The following is a 22,691-nucleotide window of genomic DNA, read 5'->3' as shown; positions in this document are numbered from 1 at the left end:
AGCGGCTCTAAGCACGAACCATGTCTTCCCAGGCCTTATCCAAGCGCTTCACCGATACTGGGAACGGTGTCTTCAACTCCTGCGCAAACAAGGAAACGCGAAGCTCCTCGATCAGCCAGCGATAATCCAGCACGGCAGGCGGCACTTCATGGTTAGCCTTGCGCAAGCCCAGCACGTGCGACTCCCAACGCTCCCACACTTGCTGCACGGACTGGCCGCTGCGCGTATCGCGCTCTACCGCGCCTGGATACTTCTCCAGGCGCAGGCGCATGGCCTTGATATAGCGCGGCAAGTGCTGCAGGGTTTCCCACGGTGTCGCGCTGAAAAAACGCTTGGGCAGCAAGCGCGCGAGCTGGCCTTCCAGCTCCTTCTTGATTCTGGACAGGCTGGCAGGAGCAGCGTTCAACTTTTGTGTGAGTTGCGTGTATTCCGCGGCAATTGCCGTCGCCAGCCTGCCCGCACCCTCGACCACCGCCGGCAGGCGCGTTCGCGCACGGGTCTTCAATGCCATGAAGTCCTGGTTGCTGCGCGGCAGCTCATCCTCGCCGATGAAGGCCCGGTCGCTGATCGCGACCAGCATGTCCTCGCGCAACTCGTCCGGATTCATGATGTTGCGCAACTGCAAGGCATATTGGTTGAAGCCGGGCAGGCCTTTTTCCAGTTGCTTCATCTGCTCCTTGAGCTCGAAGCGCATCAGGCGACGCACCCCGGCGCGATGCGATAGCCGGGCGGCCAGCTCGGTATCGAACAGCTTGATGGCGACGCTGTCGGCGTTGTCCTCCAATGCCGGGTAGCCGGTCAACTGGCGTCCGTCGCGGCTGAAGCTCAGGGTCGGCGGCAAGTCGCCGAAATCCCACTGCTTGAGTCCGGACTTCTCGATGCCGGGCGAACTGCTGCGGAAAGTCAGCTGCGCCGCCTGGCCCAGCTGCGCCTTGAGCGCATGCCAGTCGCGGCCGCTGCCAAGCTCGCGGTTTTTCTCGTCCACCACGCGGAAGTTCATGTAAAGGTGCGCATCCAGCGCATCGGCCTGCCATTCCCCGGCGCCCAGCTTCAAGCCGGTGCGCTGTTGGACATAGCTTGCCAACGCCGGCAGCAATGCCCCGTCTTTTTTGGATGCTGTTTCCAGGAAGCCGGTCACGAAATCCGGCACCGGCACGCAGACGCGGCGCAAGGTCTTGGGCAGCGCCTTGACCAGCGCCGTGACCTTGTCGCGAATCATGCCCGGCACCAGCCATTCTGCCTCCACCGGGTTGAGTTGGTTGAGCAAGGCCAGCGGCACGGTGGCCGTCACGCCATCCAAGGGATGCCCAGGCTCGAAGCGGTACTTGAGCGGCAGCTTCACGCCGTCCAGCTCCAGGCTTTCCGGGAACTGCACCTCGGTAATGCCCGCCGCGCCGTGGCGCATCAGGTGGTCGCGCGTAAGATAGAGGATTTTCGGATTGTCCTTTTCCGCGTCCTCGCGCCATTTCTCGAACCCGGCGCCGTTGACGATGCCTTCTGGAATAACCGCGTCATAGAACGCAAACAGCGTATGCTCGTCCACCAGCACGTCTTGCCGCCGCGCCTTGTGCTCCAGCTCCTCGATCTCGGCAATGAGGCGGCGGTTGGCGGCGAAGAACGGCGCGCGGGTATCGAACTCCATGTTCGCCAGCGCCTCGCGGATGAAAATCTCGCGCGATTCCTTCGGGTTGATCGGGCCGTAATGCACGCGGCGACGCGGCACCACGGTAAGGCCATACAAGCTCACGCGCTCCCAGGCCGCCACTTGCGCCGGCTTACGGTCCCAGCGCGGGTCGCTGTAATGGCTCTGCGTCAGGCCGCGCGCCAGCGGCTCGATCCAGTCCGGTTCTATTTTCGCTACGCAACGCGCATACAACTTGGTGGTTTCCATCAGTTCCGCCGCCATCACCCATTTCGGGCGGGCTTTCTTCAAGGTGGAACCGGGCGCGACATGGAAACGGATACCGCGCGCGCCGAGATAATTGTCCGCCTCGCCATCCTTGAAACCGATATTGCCCAGCAACCCGGCAAGCAAGGCGCGATGCACCTGCTCATAAGAGGCAGGCTGCTCATTGAGCTTGAGTTCCAGCTCGTCGGCGATCTCCCGGAGTTGCTGGTACAGCTCGCGCCACTCCTTGAGCCGCAGGAACGAGAGGAAATTGCTGTGGCACTTGTTGAGCAAGTCCTTGTTCGATTTCTTGGTCTTGAACGCGTCCTCGTACCATTCCCACAGCTTGATGAAGCCGAGAAAATCGGAATGCTCGACCTTGAACTTGGCATGCGCCTGGTCGGCTGCTTCGCGCTTGTCCATGGGGCGCTCGCGCGGGTCTTGGATCGCCAGCGCGCTGGCGATGATGAGGATTTCCCTTACGCAACCCTGCTTCTTGCCTTCCAGGATCATGCGCGAGACTCTCGGGTCCAGCGGCAGCCGGGCCAATTGCCTGCCGGTTTCGGTGATGTTCTGCTCCGCATCCACCGCGCCCAGCTCCTGCAATAGCTGGTAGCCGTCGGCAATGTAGCGCGAGCTGGGCGCCTCGATGAAGGGGAACTCCTGCACGTTGCCTAACTTGAGCGCGGCCATGCGCAGGATCACGGCGGCCAGCGAGGAACGGAGGATTTCCGGGTCGGTGAATTCGGGACGGTTATTGAAATCCGCCTCGTCGTAAAGCCGGATGCAGATGCCGTTGGACACGCGCCCGCACCGGCCCGCGCGCTGGCGCGCCGCCGCCTGCGAGATTTTCTCCACCTGCAACTGCTCGACCTTGGCGCGCGCGCTGTAGCGGTTGACCCGCGCCAGGCCGGTATCGATCACGTACTTGATGCCGGGCACGGTGAGCGATGTTTCCGCCACATTGGTTGCGAGCACCACGCGCCGCCCGCCGCTGGAGCGGAATACTTTCTGCTGGTCTTCTATGGAGAGGCGCGCGAACAAGGGCAATATCTCGACATGGCGCAGGTGCTTGTTGAGGTAATCCGCCGTATCGCGAATCTCGCGCTCGCCAGGCAGGAATACCAGGATATCGCCGCCGCCGAGCCGGGAAAGCTGCTCCACGGAATCGAGGATCGCCTCTTCCATCGCCTCCTCGGCATCGTCCTCTTCCAGCCACTTGGCCTCGGCGCGCGGCTTGCGCTGGATGCCCATGATGTCCTGGCCGAGCAGCTCCACATCATCGTCATCATCCAGCCATTTGCGGATGGAGGGGTCGATATTGCCCGCCTTGCGCTTGATGCCGATGTCAATAATATCTTCTTGCGGCGCCTCTTCTCCCCGTTTCACTACGGGAACAGGCGCAGCGACTGGCGCCGGCGGCGCGATCGCCATACGGCGGCTGCCCAGGGGACGGTAGCGGATTTCCACCGGATAAGTCCGCCCGGACACCTCGATCACGGGCGCGCCATTGAAATGGCGCGAGAAGCGCTCGGCATCGATGGTCGCCGAGGTGACGATCACCTTGAGGTCGGGCCGGCGCGGCAATAATTGCTTCAGGTAGCCGAGCAGGAAGTCGATATTCAGGCTGCGTTCGTGCGCCTCGTCGATGATGATCGTATCGTAGGCATTGAGGAAGCGGTCGCCCTGCGTTTCTGCCAGCAAGATGCCGTCCGTCATCAGCTTGATATACGTTGTTTCCGAAAGACGGTCATTGAAGCGCACCTTGTAACCCACGGCCTCTCCCAGCGGGGACTTCAATTCCTGCGCAATCCTCGACGCCACCGAGCGCGCCGCAATCCGCCGCGGTTGGGTATGCCCAATCAATCCAGTGACACCACGCCCCAATTCCAAGCAGATTTTGGGCAATTGCGTCGTCTTGCCTGAGCCGGTCTCGCCGCTCACTATCACCACCTGGTGCTTGCGTATTGCATCAGCGATTTCATCCTTACGGTTGCTGACCGGCAGCTCGGCGGGATATTCGGGCTTGGGCAACTGCTCGAGGCGGGATTTGCGCCGCTGTGCGGAAGCCTGAATCTTGGCAGCCACATCCGCCAAGGACTGGTCAATAGGCTTTTTCTGCTGCAACGAGGCATTCAGCTGTTGCAAGCGCCGCCTTAACAGAAACTGGTCCTGCAACATGCATTCGGGAAGCTGCGCCTGCAATCGTTGCAGCATCTGGCGCTCGGAAACGGGATTGGGTGTACTCATAGATAGGCGTGGATTTTAGCATGGCTGCCCGTGCCAATCGTGCTTTCACAAAAGGCCCGGCTCATGCAGTCCTTGCTGGCTCCCTATATAGCGCTCTCCCCACTGCTTCAATGCATGCAGCACCGGCTCCAGGCTCCTTCCCTGTTCGGTCAGGCTGTATTCCACACGCGGCGGCACTTCGGCATACACCTGCCTGTGCACCAACCCTGCGGCCTCGAGTTCCCGCAATTGATTGGTGAGCATGCGCTGGGTGATATTGGGCAGCATCCGCTTCAGCGCATTGAAACGCTTGGTGCCGTCAAGCAAGTGGTAGAGCAGCAGGCCTTTCCATTTTCCGCCAATCAGTTCCAGGGTAGCCTCGACCGGGCACCCTGCCACGCAGTCGAAGGATTGGTGTTTTGCCATGGTGGTCACATCCAGTCACATTAGTATCGATTTATGCACTATATACAGAAATTGTGCGTACTTGTCAGTCCTGCATGCGCGGCTAAAATGATCACATCATTCGCTCATTCATTTAAGGATTACCCGTGAAAGCCGTCGCCCTGACCCGCTATTTGCCGATTTACCATCCCGAATCCCTGCACGATATGAACCTCCCTGTCCCAGTTCCCGGACCGCGCGACCTGCTGGTGAGGATAGACGCGATCGCGGTCAATCCGGTCGATACCAAGGTGCGCGCGCCCAAGGACAAGATCGAGAAGGAACCGCGCATACTGGGCTGGGATGCGGCCGGCACGGTGGTCGGGATCGGCAGCGAGGTATCGCTGTTCCAGGTCGGCGATTCGGTATATTACGCCGGCGACATCACGCGCCAAGGTTGCAACAGCGAATTTCAGGTGGTAGATGAGCGGATTGTCGGCCACAGGCCGAAATCCCTGACGCCTAGCGGGGCCGCCGCCCTGCCGTTGACCGCCATCACGGCGTGGGAATCCTTGTTTGATCGGTTGATGGTGGCAATGCCGCCGCAACCCGGGCGCCGTAAGACGATCCTGATCATTGGCGGTGCAGGCGGCGTTGGCTCGATCGCGATCCAGTTGGCGGCAAAGGTAGCTGGTTTACATGTCATCGCGACTGCTTCGCGCCCCGAATCCTCCGCCTGGTGCCGGGAGCTGGGCGCCCATGATATTGCAGACCATAACGGCGATCTGGCCGGCCAGGTACAAGGGCTTGGCTACAAGTTCGTGGACTATGTGCTGATCCTCAACAACACCGACCAGCACCTGCCAGCGGCGGTGGAACTGGTGGCGCCGCAAGGCGCAATATGCAGCATCGTGGAAAATGCGAACCTGCTCGATATCGCTCCGCTCAAGAACAAGAGCGCGCGGTTCTGCTGGGAGATGATGTTCACGCGCGCGATGTACCAGACCGAGGACATGGTGAGGCAGCATCACCTGCTCAACGAAGTCGCGCAACTGGTGGACCAAGGCATTTTGAAAACCACGGTCAACCAGGTACTGTCGCCCATCAATGCCGCCAATCTCAGGCAAGCCCACGCCCAACTGGAAGCAGGAAATACGATAGGCAAAATCGTACTGGAAGGCTTTTAAGCACCGTTGGAGCATCCGCGGCAACATGCCGCATAAGCAGTTCCAGCCTGCGTGATAAGATAGCGGCATGGAATTTGATCAATTGAAGCTGGTAGGCGGGCTGAGCGCTTTTTTCCTGCTGTTTGGATTCGGCTGCTGGTTATTGCTGCAGACCGCGACCATGGGCGACGGCCCTGCCGATGCGGATTTCTTTGGCGAACTCTGCATTGTTACCCCTGCTTCCGGCACCAAGCCCCTCACGCCATGCATTGCGTGCGTGGCGCTTTCGCACCAACTCGTCTCGCAGGCATTGACGCTGGGGCCAACCGCATTCGCCCTGCCCGGCATCAGCGCCTACGCTGAGCCGCTTACCATAGGAGAACAACCATGAATAGGCTCTTAAGCCTGCTATTGCTGTGCAGCCTGCAGGCGCAAGCCGGAGTCACCGTCGTCGAGCCATGGGTACGCACCACCGCGCCTGGGCAAAAGGTGGCGGCAGGCTATGTGCGCATCGTGTCGGACAAGGATGTCGCCCTGGTCTCGGCGAACTCAAGCTTTGCCGACAAGGTCGAAGTGCATGAGATGCAGATGGATGACGGCATCATGAGGATGCGCCCGCTCAGGCAACTGGAGCTGAAGGCGAACACGCCGGTGGAATTGAAGCCTGGCGGCTTGCACCTGATGCTGGTCGGAATCAAGAATGCAGTCAAGGCAGGAGACACCATTCCGCTCACCCTGGTGTTTGAAGACAAGAAAGCCGCGCGTGAGAGCGTAGACGTCGTGTTCAACGGTCGCGCCGTCGCCCATCAGGGCATGGAACATCACACCCATTAATCCGCCTGCCGCCGTCATAAACAGGAGAACGCTTTGGTTGCAAAAATAATACAAGGCCTCAGCCAGCAAGCCCTGCACCGGCTCAAATGCCTGCGCCAGCTGTTGATCCAGTCGGTGCTGTCCTGGTTTTCCCACCGCGCCACCAGCAAGGGAGCCGCGCTGGCCTTCTATACCATGTTCTCGCTCACGCCCATCCTGGTGCTGGTGATTGCGATTGCCGGGTACTTCCTCGGCGAGCGTGCCGCGCATGGCGAAATCGTCGCGCAAATGTCGGACCTGGTGGGCGAAAGCGGCGCGCAGGTGATTCAGAACATGCTGGCTCGGTCGAGCAACCCCAAATCCGGGATTATTGCGACGCTGGTGGCTTCTGCCCTGCTGTTCGTAGGTGCAACCACAGTATTCGCCGAGCTGAAAGCCAGCCTCGATGAAGTCTGGGAAACCACCAAGGAAAAAGCCCAGGGCGGCAGGCAAGCAGTCGGCAACCTGATCAAGACCCGGCTGCTCTCGTTCAGCATCATCCTCTCGCTCGCTTTCCTGCTGCTGACCTCATTGCTGGTAAATGCCGGCCTGGCGCTGGTGGAACAGTTCTTCGCGGAATTCGTCGGCCGCTTCATCACTGCGATCGGCATATTCAAGCATATTTCCGCACTGGTAAGTTTCGGCGTGATCACCTCGATGTTCGCCGTCATCTTCAAGATGCTGCCGGACGTCAAACTGCCGTGGTCCGATGTCTGGGTCGGTGCCGCGTTCACCGCCATCCTGTTCAGCCTGGGCAAATACCTGATCGGGATATACCTCGGCAACAGCGCTGTCGCATCAAGCTTTGGCGCGGCAGGCTCCTTGATTGCCCTGCTGCTCTGGGTGTATTACTCCGCGCAGATTTTCTTCTTCGGCGCTGAAATCACGCGGCAATATGCGCTTACGTTCGGCAGCCTGCGCGACATCCCGGCGGACAGGATTCCCCGCAAGTAAGGCACTAGGCTGCAGTATCGAGCATCAATAGACAAAGCGGTGATGCAGGTCCTGGAGGTTAAGCTGCTCGAGGATCTGTTCCAGCCTGGATTGGGCGTTGCGCCGCGGGCTGTTTTTATAGCGGGCAATGATGAGCTCGTTCTTCATCGAATGCTCCCATCCCACCAGCTCCGTCACCGTCACCTGGTAGCCATGCGCTTCCAGCTGCAGGCAGCGCAGCACGTTGGTGATCTGGCTGCCGAATTCGCGCGTGTGGATCGGGTGGCGCCAGATCTCGGATAACGGCGTCTTGCCGAACGAATCGCTCTTGTGGCGCCGCAGCACTTCCGCCACCTCTGCCTGGCAGCAAGGCACCAGCACCATGAACTGGGCTTTCTTCTCCAATCCGAAACGGATCGCATCGTCGGTTGCCGTGTTGCAGGCATGCAATGCGGTGACGATATCCACCTGCTCGGGCAAGGCAGGCGAAGTAATCGCTTCTTCCACGCTCAAGTGCAGGAAATCCATGCGCTCGAAACCCAGCTTTTCCGCGAGCGACTTGGATTTTTCCACCAGTTCGCCGCGGGTTTCTATCCCGGCGATGCGCCCTGCCGCCTGCTGCTTGACGAACAAATCATAGAGGATGAACCCCAGATAAGACTTGCCCGCTCCATGGTCGACCAGGATGGGATTGGCATTGTTTTCCATCACTTCGAGCAGCAGCGGCTCGATGAAGTGGTAGAGGTGGTATACCTGCTTGAGTTTGCGCCGCGTATCCTGGTTGAGCTTGCCTTCCCGCGTGAGGATGTGCAGCTCCTTGAGGAGTTCGACGGATTGCTGGGGCTTGATTTCCGGGATGAGCGTCATGCCGCTATTTTAGCATCGCCCTTCCAACCTATTCACCAGCGCATCATGCTAAATAAACAAATGCGCTGGCAGGCAGGATTCACGCATGCTTCAGTGCTGGTGTTGATGGTCGTGGGGCTCGTCATGATCATGGCGATGCACATGCACCCCAGGCGCGCCCTTGGCTTCGGCCAACCAGGCCACGGCCTGCTTGTCATGCTCCATGTCGCCGATATCGACAAAATCCACATGCTGGTATGCCTGCAGCACCTGGTTAGTGGTTCTTTCCACCGGCGGCTTGCCCTGGTAGCGCTCCATCAGCTTCACGGTCACGTGATGCTTGGGGTAGCGGTATTCCACCTGCAATGGGATCTGCAATGCAGGAATCCAGGTGATCTCGGTGTCTACGCCGTTCAGTTTGCCTTGGTAAATCTCGGTCGCCATCTTTTCATAGGGCTGGCCCGGCTTCTTCTGCAGGCTGGCGAGTTCGCTGGTCTTCACCAATTGCGCCAATGCCTGCCATTTATCTTCGCTGGCGCCAATGCCCAGCAAACGCAGATCGATGGAGGTATAGTCGATCGCGCGTTTTGCATCATGCATCAGGTAGACGTAATCCAGGGTGCCGTCCTGCCACTGCCAAAGGTCGCTGTGCTTGGCGTTGAAGTCGCGCAATTCGACCTGGTTGGCCTCACGCAGCATCAGCCATTCGCGCTTGACCGGCTTTTGGCAGGGCACCGCGCATTGCGACGTTTCGAAACGCGCATCCAGGCTGGGCAATGCCTCGGCGGCGGCCAGATTGGGCAACAGGGCGAGCAACAATGCCCCGGCATATCTCATGTTGTTTTGCATGTTCATACTCTCACAAACTCAAAAGCAAAATGGATGGGATGACTTGCGCCATCCCATCCGTCTCAGTCACACAACATCAAGCGCTGCATTAGAAGCCGAAAGCATCCTTCATGACGTGGAAGATGTAGTGCTGCTCTTGCACACCCTGGAACAGGTGGGCCTTGGGGCCGCCTGCGAAGATTTCCACTTCTTCAGCCGCATGGGTCTCGGAATCGAGAGGTACGGTCACTTCCTGGTGGAAGTCAGGGTCGCTGGTGTCGACGTTGGTCATGTCCTCGATACGGCCGCTGCGTGCAGGGAAGCCATAGACATCCTCGCCTGGGACGTTGGGGTAGTAACCCTTGCCGTTGGCATATGAAATCGTGGTGTATGGATTGCCGTCAGTCGCCTTGGTCAACTGGCCGTCCACCGTCACCTTGCCGAGGATAGGATTGCCGCGCTCAGGGTAACCGCCAATCGTCATGGTGTGGCTGTGGTCGGCAGTCACGATCACCAGGGTGTCGTTGAGGTCCACTTTTTCCAGCGCCTTCTTCACTGCGTCAGACAAGGCGATGGTGTCAGTCAACGCACGGTAGGCGTTGTTGGCGTGGTGGCCATGGTCGATGCGGCCGGCCTCCACCATCAGGAAGAAACCCTTGGGGTTCTTCTGCAGAATATCAATCGCCTTGCCGGTCATGTCGGCCAGGGACGGCTCCTTGCCTGTGTCGTTCGGGCGGTCATGCTCGTATTGCATGTGGGAGCGCTCGAACAAGCCCAGCAGGCGGTTGGTGTTGGCAGGGTTGATGGCATCGAATTGCGCCTGGTTCCAGACGAACTTGCCGCCGAACTTGTTCACGTATTCCTGCGCCAGGTTGCGGCCGTCGCGGCGGTCGCCCTTCCGGCCTGCGTTTTCAGGATCGTCCACGGTGTTGGGCAGAAAGCGGCTGCGGCCGCCGCCCAATACCACTTCAATACCGTCGCCAATCGCGCCGGCGCCGAAGTTGTCGATCAACTGGGCAGCGATGTCCTTCACGTCCGCATCCGCGGGCACATTGTTGTCGGATTCCCAGTCACGCGCGGAAGTGTGCGCATAGGTCGCTGCAGGGGTAGCGTGCGTGATGCGAGCGGTGGAAACCACGCCGGTGGCACGGCCGTTCTGCTCGGCCAGCTCAAGGATGGTCGCGAGCTTGGCAGCCTGCACCTTGCTGTTGTCCTTGTCGCCGTTCAATACGCGTTGGTCGACAGAAATGACGCCGTCATTGGTCTTCACGCCGGTCACCATGGCGGTCATGGTAGGCGCGGAGTCGGAAGTCTGCTGGTTGGCGGAATAAGTCTTGGACAAAGCCAGGTAAGGCAGCCTCTCGAATGCCAGCTTGTTGCGCTCGCCGTCGCGGCCTTGCAATTGGCCTTCGAGGATGCGGGCGGCCGTCACGGTGGATACGCCCATGCCGTCGCCCACGAACAGGATCACGTTCTTGGCCTTGCGGTTGTTGGGGTAAAGCTTCTTGGCGGCTGCCAAGGCCTCCTGGCCATCCTGGTACCAAGTGTTGGCGTCTTCCGCCATGGCCTGGCCACACAGAGCCATCATGACCGCCAAGGCGGAAACCTTCATTGTTGCCTTTTTCATTTTATGCACTCCCATTGTGGTTAAACTGTTTTACGGCGGCGCAATGCCAGGCCAAGCACGCCCAGGCCGGCCAGCAGCATGGCGTAGGTATCGGCTTCAGGCACAGGCGTGACGTTCAGGCTGATGTTGTCCAGGCCGACCTGCAAGGCGCCCTGGTTGCTCACTGCGGCAAAGCGCAGGGTGTAATCTCCGCCTGCGGCGAGTACGTCGCTGATATCAAAGCTGTAATCTACGTAGTTGTTCACGTTGTCATCGCCATCGAAACGGCGGCCGTTTGCTCCACCGAGATAATAAGTGCCGATAATGTCAGTAGCATGAATGGAGAAAGGATCGGCATCGGCGCGCAGGATATCGACGCGGACGTGCTGGTTGGCTTCATAGCTGCCGCCGGTAGTGGCATCCAGGCCAGCCTGGTTGATGTAGACGATGCCGTTGTCGCTCTGGTCGTTCACGAACATCTGGAAAGACAGCACGGCGGAAGTCACGGCGCTGATCGAGAAGTTCTGGTACAGCACTTGGCTGCTGGCGTAGGAAGAATCCAGGAAGCCATAGAACTGGCCGCTGGCGGCGCCGACGGTCTTGTAGCCGCTGGCGTAGGACTCGGTAGCATCTGTCGCAAGAACGGAGCCGGCAATGCCTTGCTCGGCCACTTGCCAGCCTTGCGGGTTGTAGCTTTCGGCAGCGTCGGCTTCAAAGCCGCCGTTGACGATGACTTCCTGCGCGAATGCAGGAACAGCGAACAGCACGGAGCCAGCCAGGGCCAGCGCTACGCTATGTTTTTGTAACTTCATGGTGATTCCCCTTTAAAAGAGTAAGAGTAGAAAACGGTTCGGGAGCCATACTAGGAAGCGCTTGTGTTAGATATATGGATGCAAAATAGTCCTAATGGACTAGTCCATGGCGTATTCAACCCTTCATTTCTGCAACAAAGATGCAAAACGGGGCCGGAATAGCAGCCGGGATGCTAAAATGACAGCCATGACAGGCTTGGCCGCAAGCAGCACACAAAAAGCCCGATCTTTTTTCATCAACGCATTCACATAGAGCAGCTCATCATGGCAATTCAATGGTTCCCGGGACACATGACTTCCGCGCGCAAGAAGGCGGAGGAAACCATGGAGTTCACCGATGTGGTGATCGAAGTGCTGGATGCGCGCGTGCCGGAAGCCAGCCATAACCCCATGATTGAAGACCTGCGCCTTTTCCGGCAGCGCCCCAGCCTGAAAATCCTCAACAAGGCCGACCTGGCCGACCCTGCCGTCACCCAGGCATGGCTCAATCATTTCAACCGACAGGAAGGCGTCAAGGCCGCAGCGCTTTCGTGCAAGAAGCCTGGCGATGCGAAAAAAATCCCCGGCCTCTGCCGTAGCCTCGCACCGCATAGGGGCACCAACCTCAAACCTTTGCGCATGATGATCATGGGCATCCCCAACGTAGGCAAATCCACGCTCATGAATGCCCTGCTCAACCGCCGCATCGCCAAGGTAGGCGACGAGCCCGCCGTGACCAAGAGCCAGCAGCGTTTCGACCTGAATGACCAGATGAGCATCACCGACACCCCCGGCATGATGTGGCCCAAGATCAAATACGAGAGCGATGGCTACATGCTCGCCGCCAGCCATGCCATTGGCCGCAATGCCGTCATCGATGAAGACGTGGCTGAGTTTCTCGCCGGCATCCTGCTGCAACGCTACCCCGCCCTGCTGCAGGCGCGTTACAAAACCGATGTTAGCAATATGGACGCAATCGACCTGCTCGAGGCAGTCGGCAAACGCCGCGGCTACCTGCTCAAAGGCGGCGAACTGGATATGGAGAAGACCGCGATGGCTTTTCTGGTGGATTACCGCTCCGGCACATTAGGGCGCATCAGCCTGGAAACTCCCGAATCCCGCGCCGAAATGATGGCGGAAGCGTTAGCTGCCGTTGAGGCGCAAAATCAGGAGCAAGATAAACAAGATACAGCAATAGATCAGGGCTAAAAACCTATACGATCAAATTAGAGCCAGGAGCAGGCTGTTTGCTTCTTCACAAGCTGTGCCGGGCATGGGTGCCCATACCAACAATCGTCCCCACCACCGAAATTTTCTTCAAACATTTTCTATATTTATCATGGAATTATAAAAAAAATCCCCCACCGAACATGAAATGATTAGTCCAAACGTATCAGCCACAACAGACTATTGAGCGATCCCTATTGCAGAGCTAGCATGCAAGTGCTGTCAATCGATAACACAAACAACTAGTTAAATTCATATTCATTACGCTAAGAGGGGATCCAAATGAGCATTTCCAAGATAATGGCAACAACCGCGGCGAGCGCACTATTGGCCGCTTCCTTCAGTGCTGCCGCCACCGATACGGTTTACGGCACGGAATTCGGCACTGGTTCCAGCTACACCACTAATATTCTCGATACCAGCGTAACCTTCTATGCCAAGACAGGCACAAGTAAGAAGAATCTGAAAGACGCCGTGTTCAGTTACAAGCCCGCGCAAGACGGCTATCAAGGCGTCGGCGTATCCCCGAAAAAGGGCAGCGATACCACCGTGGGTGAAATCGACAAGAACGAGTGGATTATCGCCAAGTTCGACGACGCGCAGGTCATCAGCAACATCACCCTGGGTCTGCTGTTCAACGGCCCGGAATACGGCGACAACAAGGAACAAGCCTCCATCACCGTCACCTATTTCGACAATTCCACCAGCACTTTCAAACTGGTTGCCACAGGCAATGCCACAGCGTCTTGGACCGGCCTCGGCTCCGTGACGAACCTGAGCCCGGCAATTCAGGACCTGGGCGGCGTATGGAGCCTGGACAACCCTTTCGGTGACCTTGCCGTCAAATCCTTCTCGCTGACCTCGCTCAAGGATAAGTCCGATTTCACGCTTTACAGGGTGACTGCCGTACCCGAACCCGAGTCCTATGCCATGTTGGCGCTGGGTCTCGGCCTGGTCGGATTTGCCGCGCGCCGCCGCAGCCACAAGCTTTACGCCTGATCGCGACACATCGCTTTCACAGCCCCGCCCGATATGGCGGGGCTTTTTTTATGCCTGCCATGAACTGTATCGGCTAGCTTCAAAACCCGGCTCAAGATAAAATCAGGGCCGATGTTGTTACATGCTTGTAGCAGCTTTTCCCAAGATTCATCTATAGAGCCGCAGGCAGATCAACATGCTGAATTCCATGAACCCGCAGCAGCGCGAAGCTGTGAAATACCTAGACGGCCCCCTGCTGGTGCTGGCCGGCGCCGGCAGCGGCAAGACCCGCGTCATTACGCAGAAAATCACCTACTTGATCGAGCAATGCGGCTATTCCCCCAAGGAAATCGCCGCGATCACCTTTACCAACAAGGCCGCGCGCGAAATGCAGGAGCGCGTGGGCCACTTGTTGCAAGGCAGCAATACCAAAGGGCTCACCATCGCCACGTTTCACTCGCTCGGTTTGCAAATGCTGCGCCAGGAAGCCGAGCTGCTGGGCTACAAGCCGCAATTCTCCATCCTCGACTCGTCCGACAGTTTCAAGATCCTCTCCGATGCGCTTGCCACCACGGACAAGCAATTGCTGCGCAAGACGCAATGGCAGATTTCCAGCTGGAAGAACGCCTTCATCAATCCGGACCAGGCCGCCGCGACCGCGGACGAAGAGCTCAGCCATGCCGCAGCCAAGGTCTACCAGGTTTACCAGCAGACATTGAAAGCCTACCAGGCGGTGGATTTCGACGACCTGATCAAGCTGCCGGTGGAATTGTTCGAGCAGCACCCGGATGCATTGCGCAAATGGCAGCACAAGCTGAAATACCTGTTGATCGACGAATACCAGGACACCAATGCCTGCCAGTACAAGCTGGTGAAGATGCTCACCGGCGTGGAGGGCCGCTTCACCGCCGTGGGCGATGACGACCAGGCGATTTACGGCTGGCGCGGCGCCGACGTGGAAAACCTGCGCCAGCTCACCGAGGATTTCAGCCGGCTCAAGGTCATCAAGCTGGAGCAGAACTACCGCTCCACCGTGCGCATCCTGCGCGCCGCCAACCAGGTGATTGCCAATAATCCCAAGCTGTTCGAGAAAAAGCTCTGGAGCGAACTCGGCACGGGCGACCTGATCCAGGTCAGCGCCGCCAAGGATGAGGATCACGAGGCGGAGTCCGTGGTGATGAAGCTGCTCGCGCACAAGTTCGAGCACCGCACCAAGTTCCTCGATTACGCCATCCTCTACCGCGGCAACCACCAGGCGCGCATTTTCGAGCAGCAGCTGCGCCAGCACAAGATTCCCTACACCATTTCGGGCGGGCAATCCTTCTTCGACAAGGCGGAAATCAAGGACCTCGTCAGCTATCTGCGGCTGATTGCCAACGAAGATGACGATCCCGCGTTCATCCGCGCCGCGACCACGCCGAAGAAAGGCATAGGCAACACCACGCTGGAACGCCTGGGCGAATATGCCAGCGCGCACAAGATGTCGTTGTTCGAGGCCGCGTTCGAGGGGGACTTCCAGCGCACCATGGCCAACCGGCAATTGGAAGACTTGCTGACCTTCTGCCAATTCATCAACCGTATCCAGGAACGCGCCGAGAAAGACCCTGCAGGCGAGGTGTTGAACGACCTGCTCAACGCCATCAACTACGAGGCCTTCCTCTACGATACGGAAGAGCCCCGCAGTGCGGAAAACAAATGGAAGAGCGTGCTCGACTTCGTTGCTTGGCTCACGCGCAAAGGCGACGAGGACGAAAAGAACCTGCTCGCGCTGACGCAGATGATCTCGCTCATGAGCATGCTGGAAGGCCGGGAGGATGCCGAGCCGGATGCCGTCAAGCTTTCCACCCTGCATGCCTCCAAAGGGCTGGAATACGGGCATGTGTTCCTGGTCGGCTGCGAGGAAGGCATCCTGCCGCACCGCGAGAGCGTGGACCAGGGCAAGATCGAGGAAGAGCGGCGCCTGATGTATGTCGGCATCACGCGCGCGCAGAAATCACTCCATATTTCCTGGTGCCGCAAGCGCAAGCGTGCCGGGGAACATGAATCCTGCGAGCCCAGCCGCTTCATCGCCGAGCTGCCGGAAGACGACGTGCGCCATTCCGGCCAACCGCAGAGCGATCCGGCCGCCAACAAGGAGAATGCGCGCCAGCGCATGGCGCAAATCCGCGCCATGCTAGGTGGCGGAACAGGCGGTAGTTCCTGATATTGACCGGGTCATAAATTCATATCCAGTACATCGCCGCATGGTAAAGTAGCGCCCTTAGATGACCCCTCCTTTCGTGCGCTCCGCTCATTCGGAAGCACAGGATTTTCTTTTCAAGCTTTAATTTCTCTACACATTGACTAAGGCAAGTATGGGCAGTTGGATGATTGCGCTGGCCGCGGGTGCGTTCTGCATCGGCATGACCGAATTTCTTCCCATGGGATTGTTGCCCGACATTGCACACGGGCTGGACGTCTCCATCCCGGCTACCGGCAACCTGGTCACCGTGTATGCCCTTGGCGTGGTGGTCGGCGGGCCCTTGATGGTGGCGCTTACGATCAACCGCCCGCGCAAGGCCACGCTGCTGGGCTTGATGGCGATTTTCACGTTCGGCAACATGCTGTGCGCCCTGGCGCCGAACTACTTTACCCTGGCCGCTGCCCGTATCTTCACCGCATTGAGCCATGGCTCGTTTTTCGGCATCGCCGCCGTGGTCGCGCTCTACCTGGCTCCTCCCGGCCAAGGCAACCGCGCCCTGGCACTGATGTTCACCGGCCTTACCATGGCGAACGTGCTCGGCGTGCCGCTAGGCACGCTGCTAGGCCAGGAAACCAGCTGGCGCGTCCCATTCTGGACGGTGTCGGCTTGCGGCGCGGTTGCCATATATGCCATCTGGCGCTTCATTCCCGACCTCGGCGCCATGCCCAGGCCAGACATTCGCCGCGAGATGCACGCCGTATTCCAGCCTAACGTACTGCTCGCCATGGCGATCACCGCCATCGGCTTCGCCGGGGTATTCACCATCTTCACCTATATCACGCCGATCCTGGAAGACATGTCCGGGCTCTCGCCCCACCACGTCAGCTTCATGCTGATCGCCATGGGAATCGCGGCCACCATCGGGCTCAATATCGGCGGAAAAATGGCGGATTGGAAACTATTGCCGACAATTACCCTCTCACTAACAGGCATGGCCTTACTGGGTATCGTATTCGCCTGGAGCATGCAGTTCACGCTTGCAGCCATCGCGACAGCGTTCATCTGGGGCATGGTGAGCTTTGCCGTTGGGCCTGGCCTGCAGACCAACGCCATGGCGCAGGCCGGCGACTCGCCATTGATGGCATCTACCGTCAACCAGAGCGCATTCAACCTGGGCAATGCGGGCGGCGCCTTTCTCGGCGGTGCGGTGATCCACTTCGGCTTCGGGCTGCCTGCCGTCGCTTTGGCAAGTGCGGCCGTCGCCGTATGCGGGGCGTTACTGACGTTGTACAGCATGCAGCACTACGGAAAAAAGAACCTATAACCATCAGCTCCTGCAAGCTTTGCCTGGGCTGGACAAAAGCAAAGGTGAACAATGGCGCAACAATTTGCCGGGCAACCCGCCCGCGGCTTGATCAAATTCAGCAAAGCCTTGCTCTGGCTGCTCCTGGGTCTGGTCCTGGCTTTGGTCATTTGCGAAATCCAAGGCTGGACGTTCTTGCGCGAGCCCGCCCAGTCATTCCTCAGCAAGCAGCTGGAGCGCGACATCAAGCTGGACAAGCCTTTCAAGCTGCATTTATGGGCAGGAGTACAGCTCGACCTCGGCCACCTTTACATATCTGCTCCGGAAAAATTCAATGTCCCGCATCTGGTGGATGCCGGCAACATCAGCATCAAACTGCGCTATAGCGATCTTTGGCACTACAAGAAGCATGGCGAGTTGCGCATCCGCGAAATCAAGGTGGATGAAATCGACGCGCAACTGGTACGGCACGCGGACGGCAGCGCCACTTGGGAATTTCCCAAGGACGAGAGCCAACCAGCCACGCCCTTCCCCGTCATTGAAACGCTGATCGTGAGAAATGGCAGCAGCCATATCGACGACGCGATCAGCGCCACCACGCTGGAAGCCAAATTCAAGACCGAGGAAGGCGCCAGTCAGGAAGAGCTGCGCTCCGAAGTCAGCGTCGATGGCCAGTTCCAGCATCGTCCGCTCAAGGCTTTCCTCGAAACGCCCGGATTCCTCCCCATCGCCACGCAAGACAAGGACTCCCCGCCGATCAAATCCAAGGGCTGGCTCGAATACGGCAAGCTCAGGGTGGATTTTGACGGCCAAGTGGCCGACCTTTTCGGCCGGCAGGACATCGAGGGCAACGCCGTGGTCACCGGCCCCTCGCTTTCAGTGCTGGGCGAGCTGGTCGGCAGCGTTTTCCCGACAACGGACCCATTCCGCCTCAGTGCCAGCTTGAGCAAGCATAGCGACGTTTGGGATGTCAACGTGGACTCGGCGAAGATCGGCAGGAGCAGTCTCACAGCCGTGTTCAAATACAACCCTCGCAGCAAGACCACCGGCATTCCGCTACTGAACGGGCATATCGACGGCAGCCGCTTTTACCTGGCCGACCTGGCACCTGCGTTCGGCACATTGCAAGCGGACGGCAGCAAGCCCAAGCCTGTCGAGGGGCGCGCCATTCCCAACCGGCCGCTGGACCTGCCCTCGCTCAACCGCATGGATGCCGACATCACCATCAAACTGGACTACATGGAGCTCGGCAGCGTTTTCGCCCTGCCGATTTCCCCGTTCAAGGCCCAACTTAGCCTGGACAAGGGCAAGTTCATGGTCGGAGATATCCTCGCGCAAACTGCGGACGGCACCCTGACGGGCAGCTTCTCGGTCGACGCCCAGGAAAGCAAAGACGCCGATAAGGGTAAATATCCGCCCCAATGGCAAATCAAGCTAGGCTGGAAAGACATCGATCTCGGCAAGTGGCTGCAAGTCTCCAAAGCCCGTCAGGAAGAAGCCAAGAAACAAGGCAAACCCGTGCCGCCGGCCTATATCACCGGCACCCTCAACGGACGCACCGACCTCAGCGGCAAGGGCTCGACCACCGCCGAACTGCTGGGTTCCCTCAACGGCAAGACCACCTTGTTCATCGAGCAAGGGGAAATATCGCGGCTGGTAATGGAGCTGCTGGGCTTGGATATCGCGCAAAGCGTGAGCGCCTGGCTGGGCGGAGACCATTCACAACGGCTGCAATGCGCAGTCATGGACCTCAAGGCGTCCAATGGCGTAGTGCGGCCGGAAGTCGCGCTCATCGACACGCCGGTCACGCTAGTATTGATCGACGGCAATATCGACCTCGGCCAGGAAAAACTGGATTTACTGCTTGCTGCCAAACCTAAGAACTTCTCGCCCCTGACGGTACGCTCGCCGATCAAGGTACAAGGCAGCTTCGTCGATCCCAAGGTGCGCCCGGAAGCTGTGCCGATCGCCGCACGTCTGCTCGGCAGCGTGGCGCTTGCCTTCGTCAACCCGTTAGCGGCCATCCTGCCTTACCTGGATACAGGCTCCAAAAGCAACGCCTACAATTGCAGCCAGGCGCTCAACGCCTACTCATCGCAAAAACCGGCCAAAGCGCCTGCAGACGACAAGACCCTACCGCCACAGCAAGCACCTGTGCCTGCCGTTCCCGGACATTGAACGCAAAGCCCGTTTAGCGGCCGCCTCTAGGCCCAAACGGGCCATATAGCAGCCTCGGTCCTACTGATACAATACGCCCCATGCCTTATATCTCCCTAGATCAAGCCAGCCTGGCTTATGGACATTATCCCTTGCTCGACCATGCCGATTTCCAGCTCGACGCCGGAGAAAGGGTCGGCTTGATTGGCCGCAACGGCGCCGGGAAATCCAGCCTGCTCAAGGTCATCGCCGGCGAAAGCAAGCTGGATGACGGCACCTTCTGGCGCGCGCCCAAGTCCCGCATCGTCTATGTGCCGCAAGAACCGTCCCTGTCGCCCGGACATACCATTTTCGAGGCCGTGGCCGAAGGCCTAGGCGGCTTGCGCCAGGCCTTGGTGGAATACCATCAAGTTTCGCAGCAGATGGCGGAGCCCGGGGCCGACATTGACGGCCTGATCGCGCGCATGCAAACCCTGCAACACGACCTCGAGGCGCAAGGGGGCTGGCAATCCCAAGCACGCGTCGAGGCCGTATTGAGCCGGCTGCAGCTTGAACCTGAGGCGAAGATTGCCACGCTCTCAGGCGGCTGGCGCAAGCGGGTCGCCCTCGCCCGCGCCCTCGTGGCGGAGCCGGAAGTGTTGCTGCTCGACGAACCCACCAACCACCTGGACTTTGCCGCCATCGAATGGCTGGAGAACCTGCTGCTGGACTTCAAGGGCAGCCTGCTGTTCATCACGCACGACCGCCGCTTTCTCGACCGGCTTGCCACGCGCATCGTCGAGCTGGACCGTGGGCGCCTGACGGATTTCCACGGCAATTACAGCCAATATCAGGTGAAGAAGGAAGAACTGCTGGCAGTGGAAGCGACGCATGCCGCGAAGTTCGATAAATTCCTCGCGCAGGAAGAAGTCTGGATACGCCAAGGCATCAAGGCGCGGCGCACCCGTAACGAGGGCCGGGTGCGCAGGCTGGAGGCCCTGCGCCTCGAACGGGCCGCCCGGCGCGAGCGCCAAGGCAACGTCAAGCTCACGCTGGATAGCGGAGAACGCTCCGGCAAGCTGGTCGCGGAGCTTGACCGTATCTCGCTGGCATACGATCAAAAACTCCTGATCCAGAATTTCAGCACCCGCATCATGCGCGGCGACCGCATCGGCCTCGTTGGTCCCAATGGTGCAGGAAAGTCCACCCTGCTCAAGCTGATTCTCGGTGAACTCGAGCCTGACAGCGGCAGCATCCAGCGCGGCACCAACCTCAACGTGGCGTATTTCGACCAGATGCGCGAACAGCTGGATGAAGAGGCCACCCTGGCCGACACCATCAGCCCCGGCTCCGAATTCGTGCAGATCGGCAATGAGCGCAAGCATGTCATCAGCTACCTGGAAGACTTCCTGTTCCCGTCACAGCGCTCGAGGTCGCCGGTGAAGTCGCTTTCCGGCGGCGAGCGCAACCGCTTGCTGCTGGCCCGCTTGTTTGCCCGCCCGGCCAATGTGTTGGTGCTGGACGAACCCACCAACGACCTGGACATCGAAACGCTGGAACTGCTCGAAAGCCTGCTGCAGGAGTTCGAGGGCACCTTGTTCCTGGTCAGCCACGACCGCGCCTTCCTGGAAAATACCGTCACCCAGATCATCGCCTTCGAAGGCGATGGCGTATTGAGCGAATTCGGCGGAGGCTACGATGACTGGTCCCGCCACACGCAGGCACGGGCAGCTGAGAAAACAGCAGCAAAAACCCCGGCCGAAAAGCCCCGGCAAGAAGCTCCTGCAAAGAAACCCACAGCCAAACTCAGTTTCAAGGAAAACCGTGAGCTGGAAAGCCTGCCCGCCAAGATTGAAGCGCTTGAAGCAGAGCAAACCTCAATCAATACGGCGCTTGCGAACCCGGACATCTACCGGGAAAACGCTGAACAAGCGCGCGCACTGCAGCAGAGGTTGAGCGAGATCGGCACGGAAATTGACCAGGCCATGTTGCGCTGGGAAGAACTGGAAAGCAGAAATTAGCGTAGAGTGAGCAGAGGTTGCGTGGGCGCTATATCGCTCATGCCTCCCTTGCAATACTTATGACTCATTGCACTGTGAATACCTGAGGGAACAATAGCTTGGATTCTTTTTGGAATTCATATACCGCCAACATCGCCTATTCGATCAGCCAGCTGTGCATCGCGATCATCATGGGCGGGATGTATTTCCTCGCGCCCACGGAGCGCTGTACGCGCTATTGGGCGCTCTCCGGCCTGATCAGCGTATTCGGCTCCACGCTCACCGCCTTCAGCATTTCAAAGTTCGGGCATCTGCCCCTCATTACCGGCTCCACCCTGATGATCGCGGCCATGACGGCCAAATGGTGGGGCACCCAGGCTTTCTTCGGCAAGCAGCCGGCTTATGTCGGCTGGTATTTGGTACTGGGCTTTTTCATTGGCTACAGCCTGATCGTCCTGCTGCAGCTGGCCGTCGGCATCCGCACCCTGTTCTTCTCGCTCATGCTGGCGCTGCTGACGTTCCTCAATGTGGTCGAGGTTGTCCTGGCCAGGGGGGTCAGGCTATCGTTCGCCAACAGCCTGGTCATCATCGCCTATACATTGGCGGCGGCAGACTTCATCCTGCGCGGCATCCTCGCCATCAGCGGCGGCATCGACCTCACGCCGCAAAGCCATGATCCCATCAACGTATTCGGGCTTTACCTGATCCCGATGTGGTGCAACCTGCTGGGGTCCCTCGGCTTGCTGCTGATGTATTTTGAATCCATCATCCACGAAAAAGAACACCTGGCGACACACGACGAGCTTACCAAGATTTACAACCGGCGGGCATTGGTCAACCTCGGGCGGCGCGAGATCGACTTGGCGCACCGTTATCAGCGCCCGATCAGCATCTTCATGCTGGACCTGGATCACTTCAAGCTGATCAACGATACCTATGGCCACGATGCGGGAGACAAGGTATTGAGAAGCGTGGCCCTGACCTTGAGCAACACCTGCCGCAATACCGATATCATCGGCCGCTATGGCGGCGAGGAGCTGTGCATCATTTGCCCGCACACGACCAAGGATGAAGCCACTGCCTTGGGCGAGCGCCTGCTGGAAGCCATGCGCAACCTGCACCATCAACACTGCGATAATCGCCAGGTCACCTGTAGCCTGGGCCTGTATACCTGGAACCCGAACACTGACCTGTCTGCAAGCTGGGAAGCTATGCTGCACCGTGCCGATACCGCCTTATATGCCGCCAAAGCCGCAGGCCGGAATTGCATGCTGCAATACAGCATCGAAGCCGATAATCAATAAAATTCACTTATCATATAAATTTAAACAATCAATTTTAT

Annotated in this window: 17 protein-coding genes; 11 read left to right on the top strand and 6 right to left on the bottom strand. The window is 58.9% G+C overall.

All coding sequences use genetic code 11. The features are described 5' to 3' along the window. Positions 1-7: 7 nt before the first annotated feature. Positions 8-4,069 (bottom strand): ATP-dependent RNA helicase HrpA, encoded by a 4,062-nt coding sequence (gene hrpA / locus ACWXTG_RS02015; protein WP_480221192.1) that lies wholly within the window; start codon positions 4,067-4,069, stop codon positions 8-10. 114 nt (positions 4,070-4,183) lie between these two features. Then, entirely contained in the window at positions 4,184-4,543 is a 360-nt protein-coding gene (locus tag ACWXTG_RS02010; protein WP_407996414.1) for a winged helix-turn-helix transcriptional regulator, read from the bottom strand. Between the two features lie 125 nt (positions 4,544-4,668). Here ACWXTG_RS02010 and ACWXTG_RS02005 point away from each other — a divergent pair, with 125 nt between their 5' ends. The 4 genes from ACWXTG_RS02005 (at position 4,669) to ACWXTG_RS01990 (ending at position 7,473) form a co-directional block, all read left to right on the top strand. Next, the gene (locus ACWXTG_RS02005) at positions 4,669-5,688 is read left to right on the top strand and encodes a zinc-binding alcohol dehydrogenase family protein (RefSeq protein WP_480220510.1); all 1,020 of its coding nucleotides are present in this window, start codon (positions 4,669-4,671) and stop codon (positions 5,686-5,688) included. A gap of 67 nt (positions 5,689-5,755) precedes the next feature. Beyond that, positions 5,756-6,058: a hypothetical protein gene (locus ACWXTG_RS02000; RefSeq protein ID WP_407996412.1), complete on the top strand. Its 303-nt coding sequence runs from the start codon at positions 5,756-5,758 to the stop codon at positions 6,056-6,058. Continuing rightward, positions 6,055-6,501, top strand: a complete 447-nt coding sequence (locus ACWXTG_RS01995; protein WP_480220509.1) for a copper chaperone PCu(A)C — start codon at positions 6,055-6,057, stop codon at positions 6,499-6,501. The genes ACWXTG_RS02000 and ACWXTG_RS01995 overlap by 4 nt, the downstream gene beginning before the upstream one ends. A gap of 33 nt (positions 6,502-6,534) precedes the next feature. Then, a complete protein-coding gene (locus ACWXTG_RS01990) occupies positions 6,535-7,473 on the top strand; it encodes a YihY/virulence factor BrkB family protein (RefSeq protein WP_480220508.1) in 939 nt (312 codons plus the stop codon). Between the two features lie 24 nt (positions 7,474-7,497). Here ACWXTG_RS01990 and ACWXTG_RS01985 read toward each other — a convergent pair whose 3' ends face one another. From ACWXTG_RS01985 to ACWXTG_RS01970, 4 genes are all read right to left on the bottom strand, one after another. Further along, the gene (locus ACWXTG_RS01985; protein WP_309564992.1) at positions 7,498-8,319 is read right to left on the bottom strand and encodes a class I SAM-dependent methyltransferase; all 822 of its coding nucleotides are present in this window, start codon (positions 8,317-8,319) and stop codon (positions 7,498-7,500) included. Positions 8,320-8,409: 90 nt separating this feature from the next. Next, complete coding sequence (locus ACWXTG_RS01980) at positions 8,410-9,135, bottom strand: hypothetical protein (RefSeq protein ID WP_480220507.1); 726 nt, start codon at positions 9,133-9,135, stop codon at positions 8,410-8,412. Positions 9,136-9,235: 100 nt separating this feature from the next. Next, entirely contained in the window at positions 9,236-10,753 is a 1,518-nt protein-coding gene (locus ACWXTG_RS01975) for an alkaline phosphatase (protein ID WP_480220506.1), read from the bottom strand. Between the two features lie 20 nt (positions 10,754-10,773). Continuing rightward, positions 10,774-11,544 carry a PEP-CTERM sorting domain-containing protein gene (locus ACWXTG_RS01970; RefSeq protein ID WP_480220505.1) on the bottom strand — a complete coding sequence of 257 codons (771 nt, stop codon included), beginning with the start codon at positions 11,542-11,544 and terminating at the stop codon, positions 10,774-10,776. A 264-nt stretch (positions 11,545-11,808) separates the two neighbouring features. Here ACWXTG_RS01970 and ylqF point away from each other — a divergent pair, with 264 nt between their 5' ends. The 7 genes from ylqF to ACWXTG_RS01935 all read left to right on the top strand — a co-directional run bounded on the left by ylqF (position 11,809) and on the right by ACWXTG_RS01935 (position 22,653). Then, a complete protein-coding gene (gene ylqF / locus ACWXTG_RS01965; protein WP_480220504.1) occupies positions 11,809-12,732 on the top strand; it encodes a ribosome biogenesis GTPase YlqF in 924 nt (307 codons plus the stop codon). 318 nt (positions 12,733-13,050) lie between these two features. Continuing rightward, positions 13,051-13,749 carry a PEP-CTERM sorting domain-containing protein gene (locus ACWXTG_RS01960; protein WP_480220503.1) on the top strand — a complete coding sequence of 233 codons (699 nt, stop codon included), beginning with the start codon at positions 13,051-13,053 and terminating at the stop codon, positions 13,747-13,749. 175 nt (positions 13,750-13,924) lie between these two features. Next, positions 13,925-15,931 (top strand): UvrD-helicase domain-containing protein, encoded by a 2,007-nt coding sequence (locus ACWXTG_RS01955; protein ID WP_407994122.1) that lies wholly within the window; start codon positions 13,925-13,927, stop codon positions 15,929-15,931. A 151-nt stretch (positions 15,932-16,082) separates the two neighbouring features. Continuing rightward, entirely contained in the window at positions 16,083-17,234 is a 1,152-nt protein-coding gene (locus ACWXTG_RS01950; RefSeq protein WP_309564985.1) for an MFS transporter, read from the top strand. A gap of 51 nt (positions 17,235-17,285) precedes the next feature. Further along, complete coding sequence (locus ACWXTG_RS01945) at positions 17,286-19,391, top strand: AsmA family protein (protein ID WP_480220502.1); 2,106 nt, start codon at positions 17,286-17,288, stop codon at positions 19,389-19,391. Between the two features lie 80 nt (positions 19,392-19,471). Further along, positions 19,472-21,370, top strand: coding sequence for an ATP-binding cassette domain-containing protein (locus ACWXTG_RS01940; protein ID WP_480220501.1), 1,899 nt, complete (start codon positions 19,472-19,474; stop codon positions 21,368-21,370). A 98-nt stretch (positions 21,371-21,468) separates the two neighbouring features. Beyond that, positions 21,469-22,653 carry a GGDEF domain-containing protein gene (locus ACWXTG_RS01935; protein WP_480220500.1) on the top strand — a complete coding sequence of 395 codons (1,185 nt, stop codon included), beginning with the start codon at positions 21,469-21,471 and terminating at the stop codon, positions 22,651-22,653. The last annotated feature ends 38 nt before the right edge of the window (positions 22,654-22,691 follow it).

Source organism: Methylobacillus sp. DLP286 (assembly GCF_056636515.1).
This window is presented reverse-complemented; position numbering and strand designations above follow the sequence as displayed.

Excerpts from the sequence above, each read along its gene's own strand:
- hrpA (WP_480221192.1), bottom strand. The coding sequence starts at position 4,069 with ATGTTGCAGGACCAGTTTCTGTTAAGGCGGCGCTTGCAACAGCTGAAT.
- ACWXTG_RS02010 (WP_407996414.1), bottom strand. The coding sequence starts at position 4,543 with ATGGCAAAACACCAATCCTTCGACTGCGTGGCAGGGTGCCCGGTCGAG.
- ACWXTG_RS02000 (WP_407996412.1), top strand. The coding sequence starts at position 5,756 with ATGGAATTTGATCAATTGAAGCTGGTAGGCGGGCTGAGCGCTTTTTTC.
- ACWXTG_RS01995 (WP_480220509.1), top strand. The coding sequence starts at position 6,055 with ATGAATAGGCTCTTAAGCCTGCTATTGCTGTGCAGCCTGCAGGCGCAA.
- ACWXTG_RS01985 (WP_309564992.1), bottom strand. The coding sequence starts at position 8,319 with ATGACGCTCATCCCGGAAATCAAGCCCCAGCAATCCGTCGAACTCCTC.
- ACWXTG_RS01980 (WP_480220507.1), bottom strand. The coding sequence starts at position 9,135 with ATGAGATATGCCGGGGCATTGTTGCTCGCCCTGTTGCCCAATCTGGCC.
- ACWXTG_RS01975 (WP_480220506.1), bottom strand. The coding sequence starts at position 10,753 with ATGAAAAAGGCAACAATGAAGGTTTCCGCCTTGGCGGTCATGATGGCT.
- ACWXTG_RS01970 (WP_480220505.1), bottom strand. The coding sequence starts at position 11,544 with ATGAAGTTACAAAAACATAGCGTAGCGCTGGCCCTGGCTGGCTCCGTG.
- ylqF (WP_480220504.1), top strand. The coding sequence starts at position 11,809 with ATGGCAATTCAATGGTTCCCGGGACACATGACTTCCGCGCGCAAGAAG.
- ACWXTG_RS01960 (WP_480220503.1), top strand. The coding sequence starts at position 13,051 with ATGGCAACAACCGCGGCGAGCGCACTATTGGCCGCTTCCTTCAGTGCT.
- ACWXTG_RS01955 (WP_407994122.1), top strand. The coding sequence starts at position 13,925 with ATGCTGAATTCCATGAACCCGCAGCAGCGCGAAGCTGTGAAATACCTA.
- ACWXTG_RS01950 (WP_309564985.1), top strand. The coding sequence starts at position 16,083 with ATGGGCAGTTGGATGATTGCGCTGGCCGCGGGTGCGTTCTGCATCGGC.
- ACWXTG_RS01945 (WP_480220502.1), top strand. The coding sequence starts at position 17,286 with ATGGCGCAACAATTTGCCGGGCAACCCGCCCGCGGCTTGATCAAATTC.
- ACWXTG_RS01940 (WP_480220501.1), top strand. The coding sequence starts at position 19,472 with ATGCCTTATATCTCCCTAGATCAAGCCAGCCTGGCTTATGGACATTAT.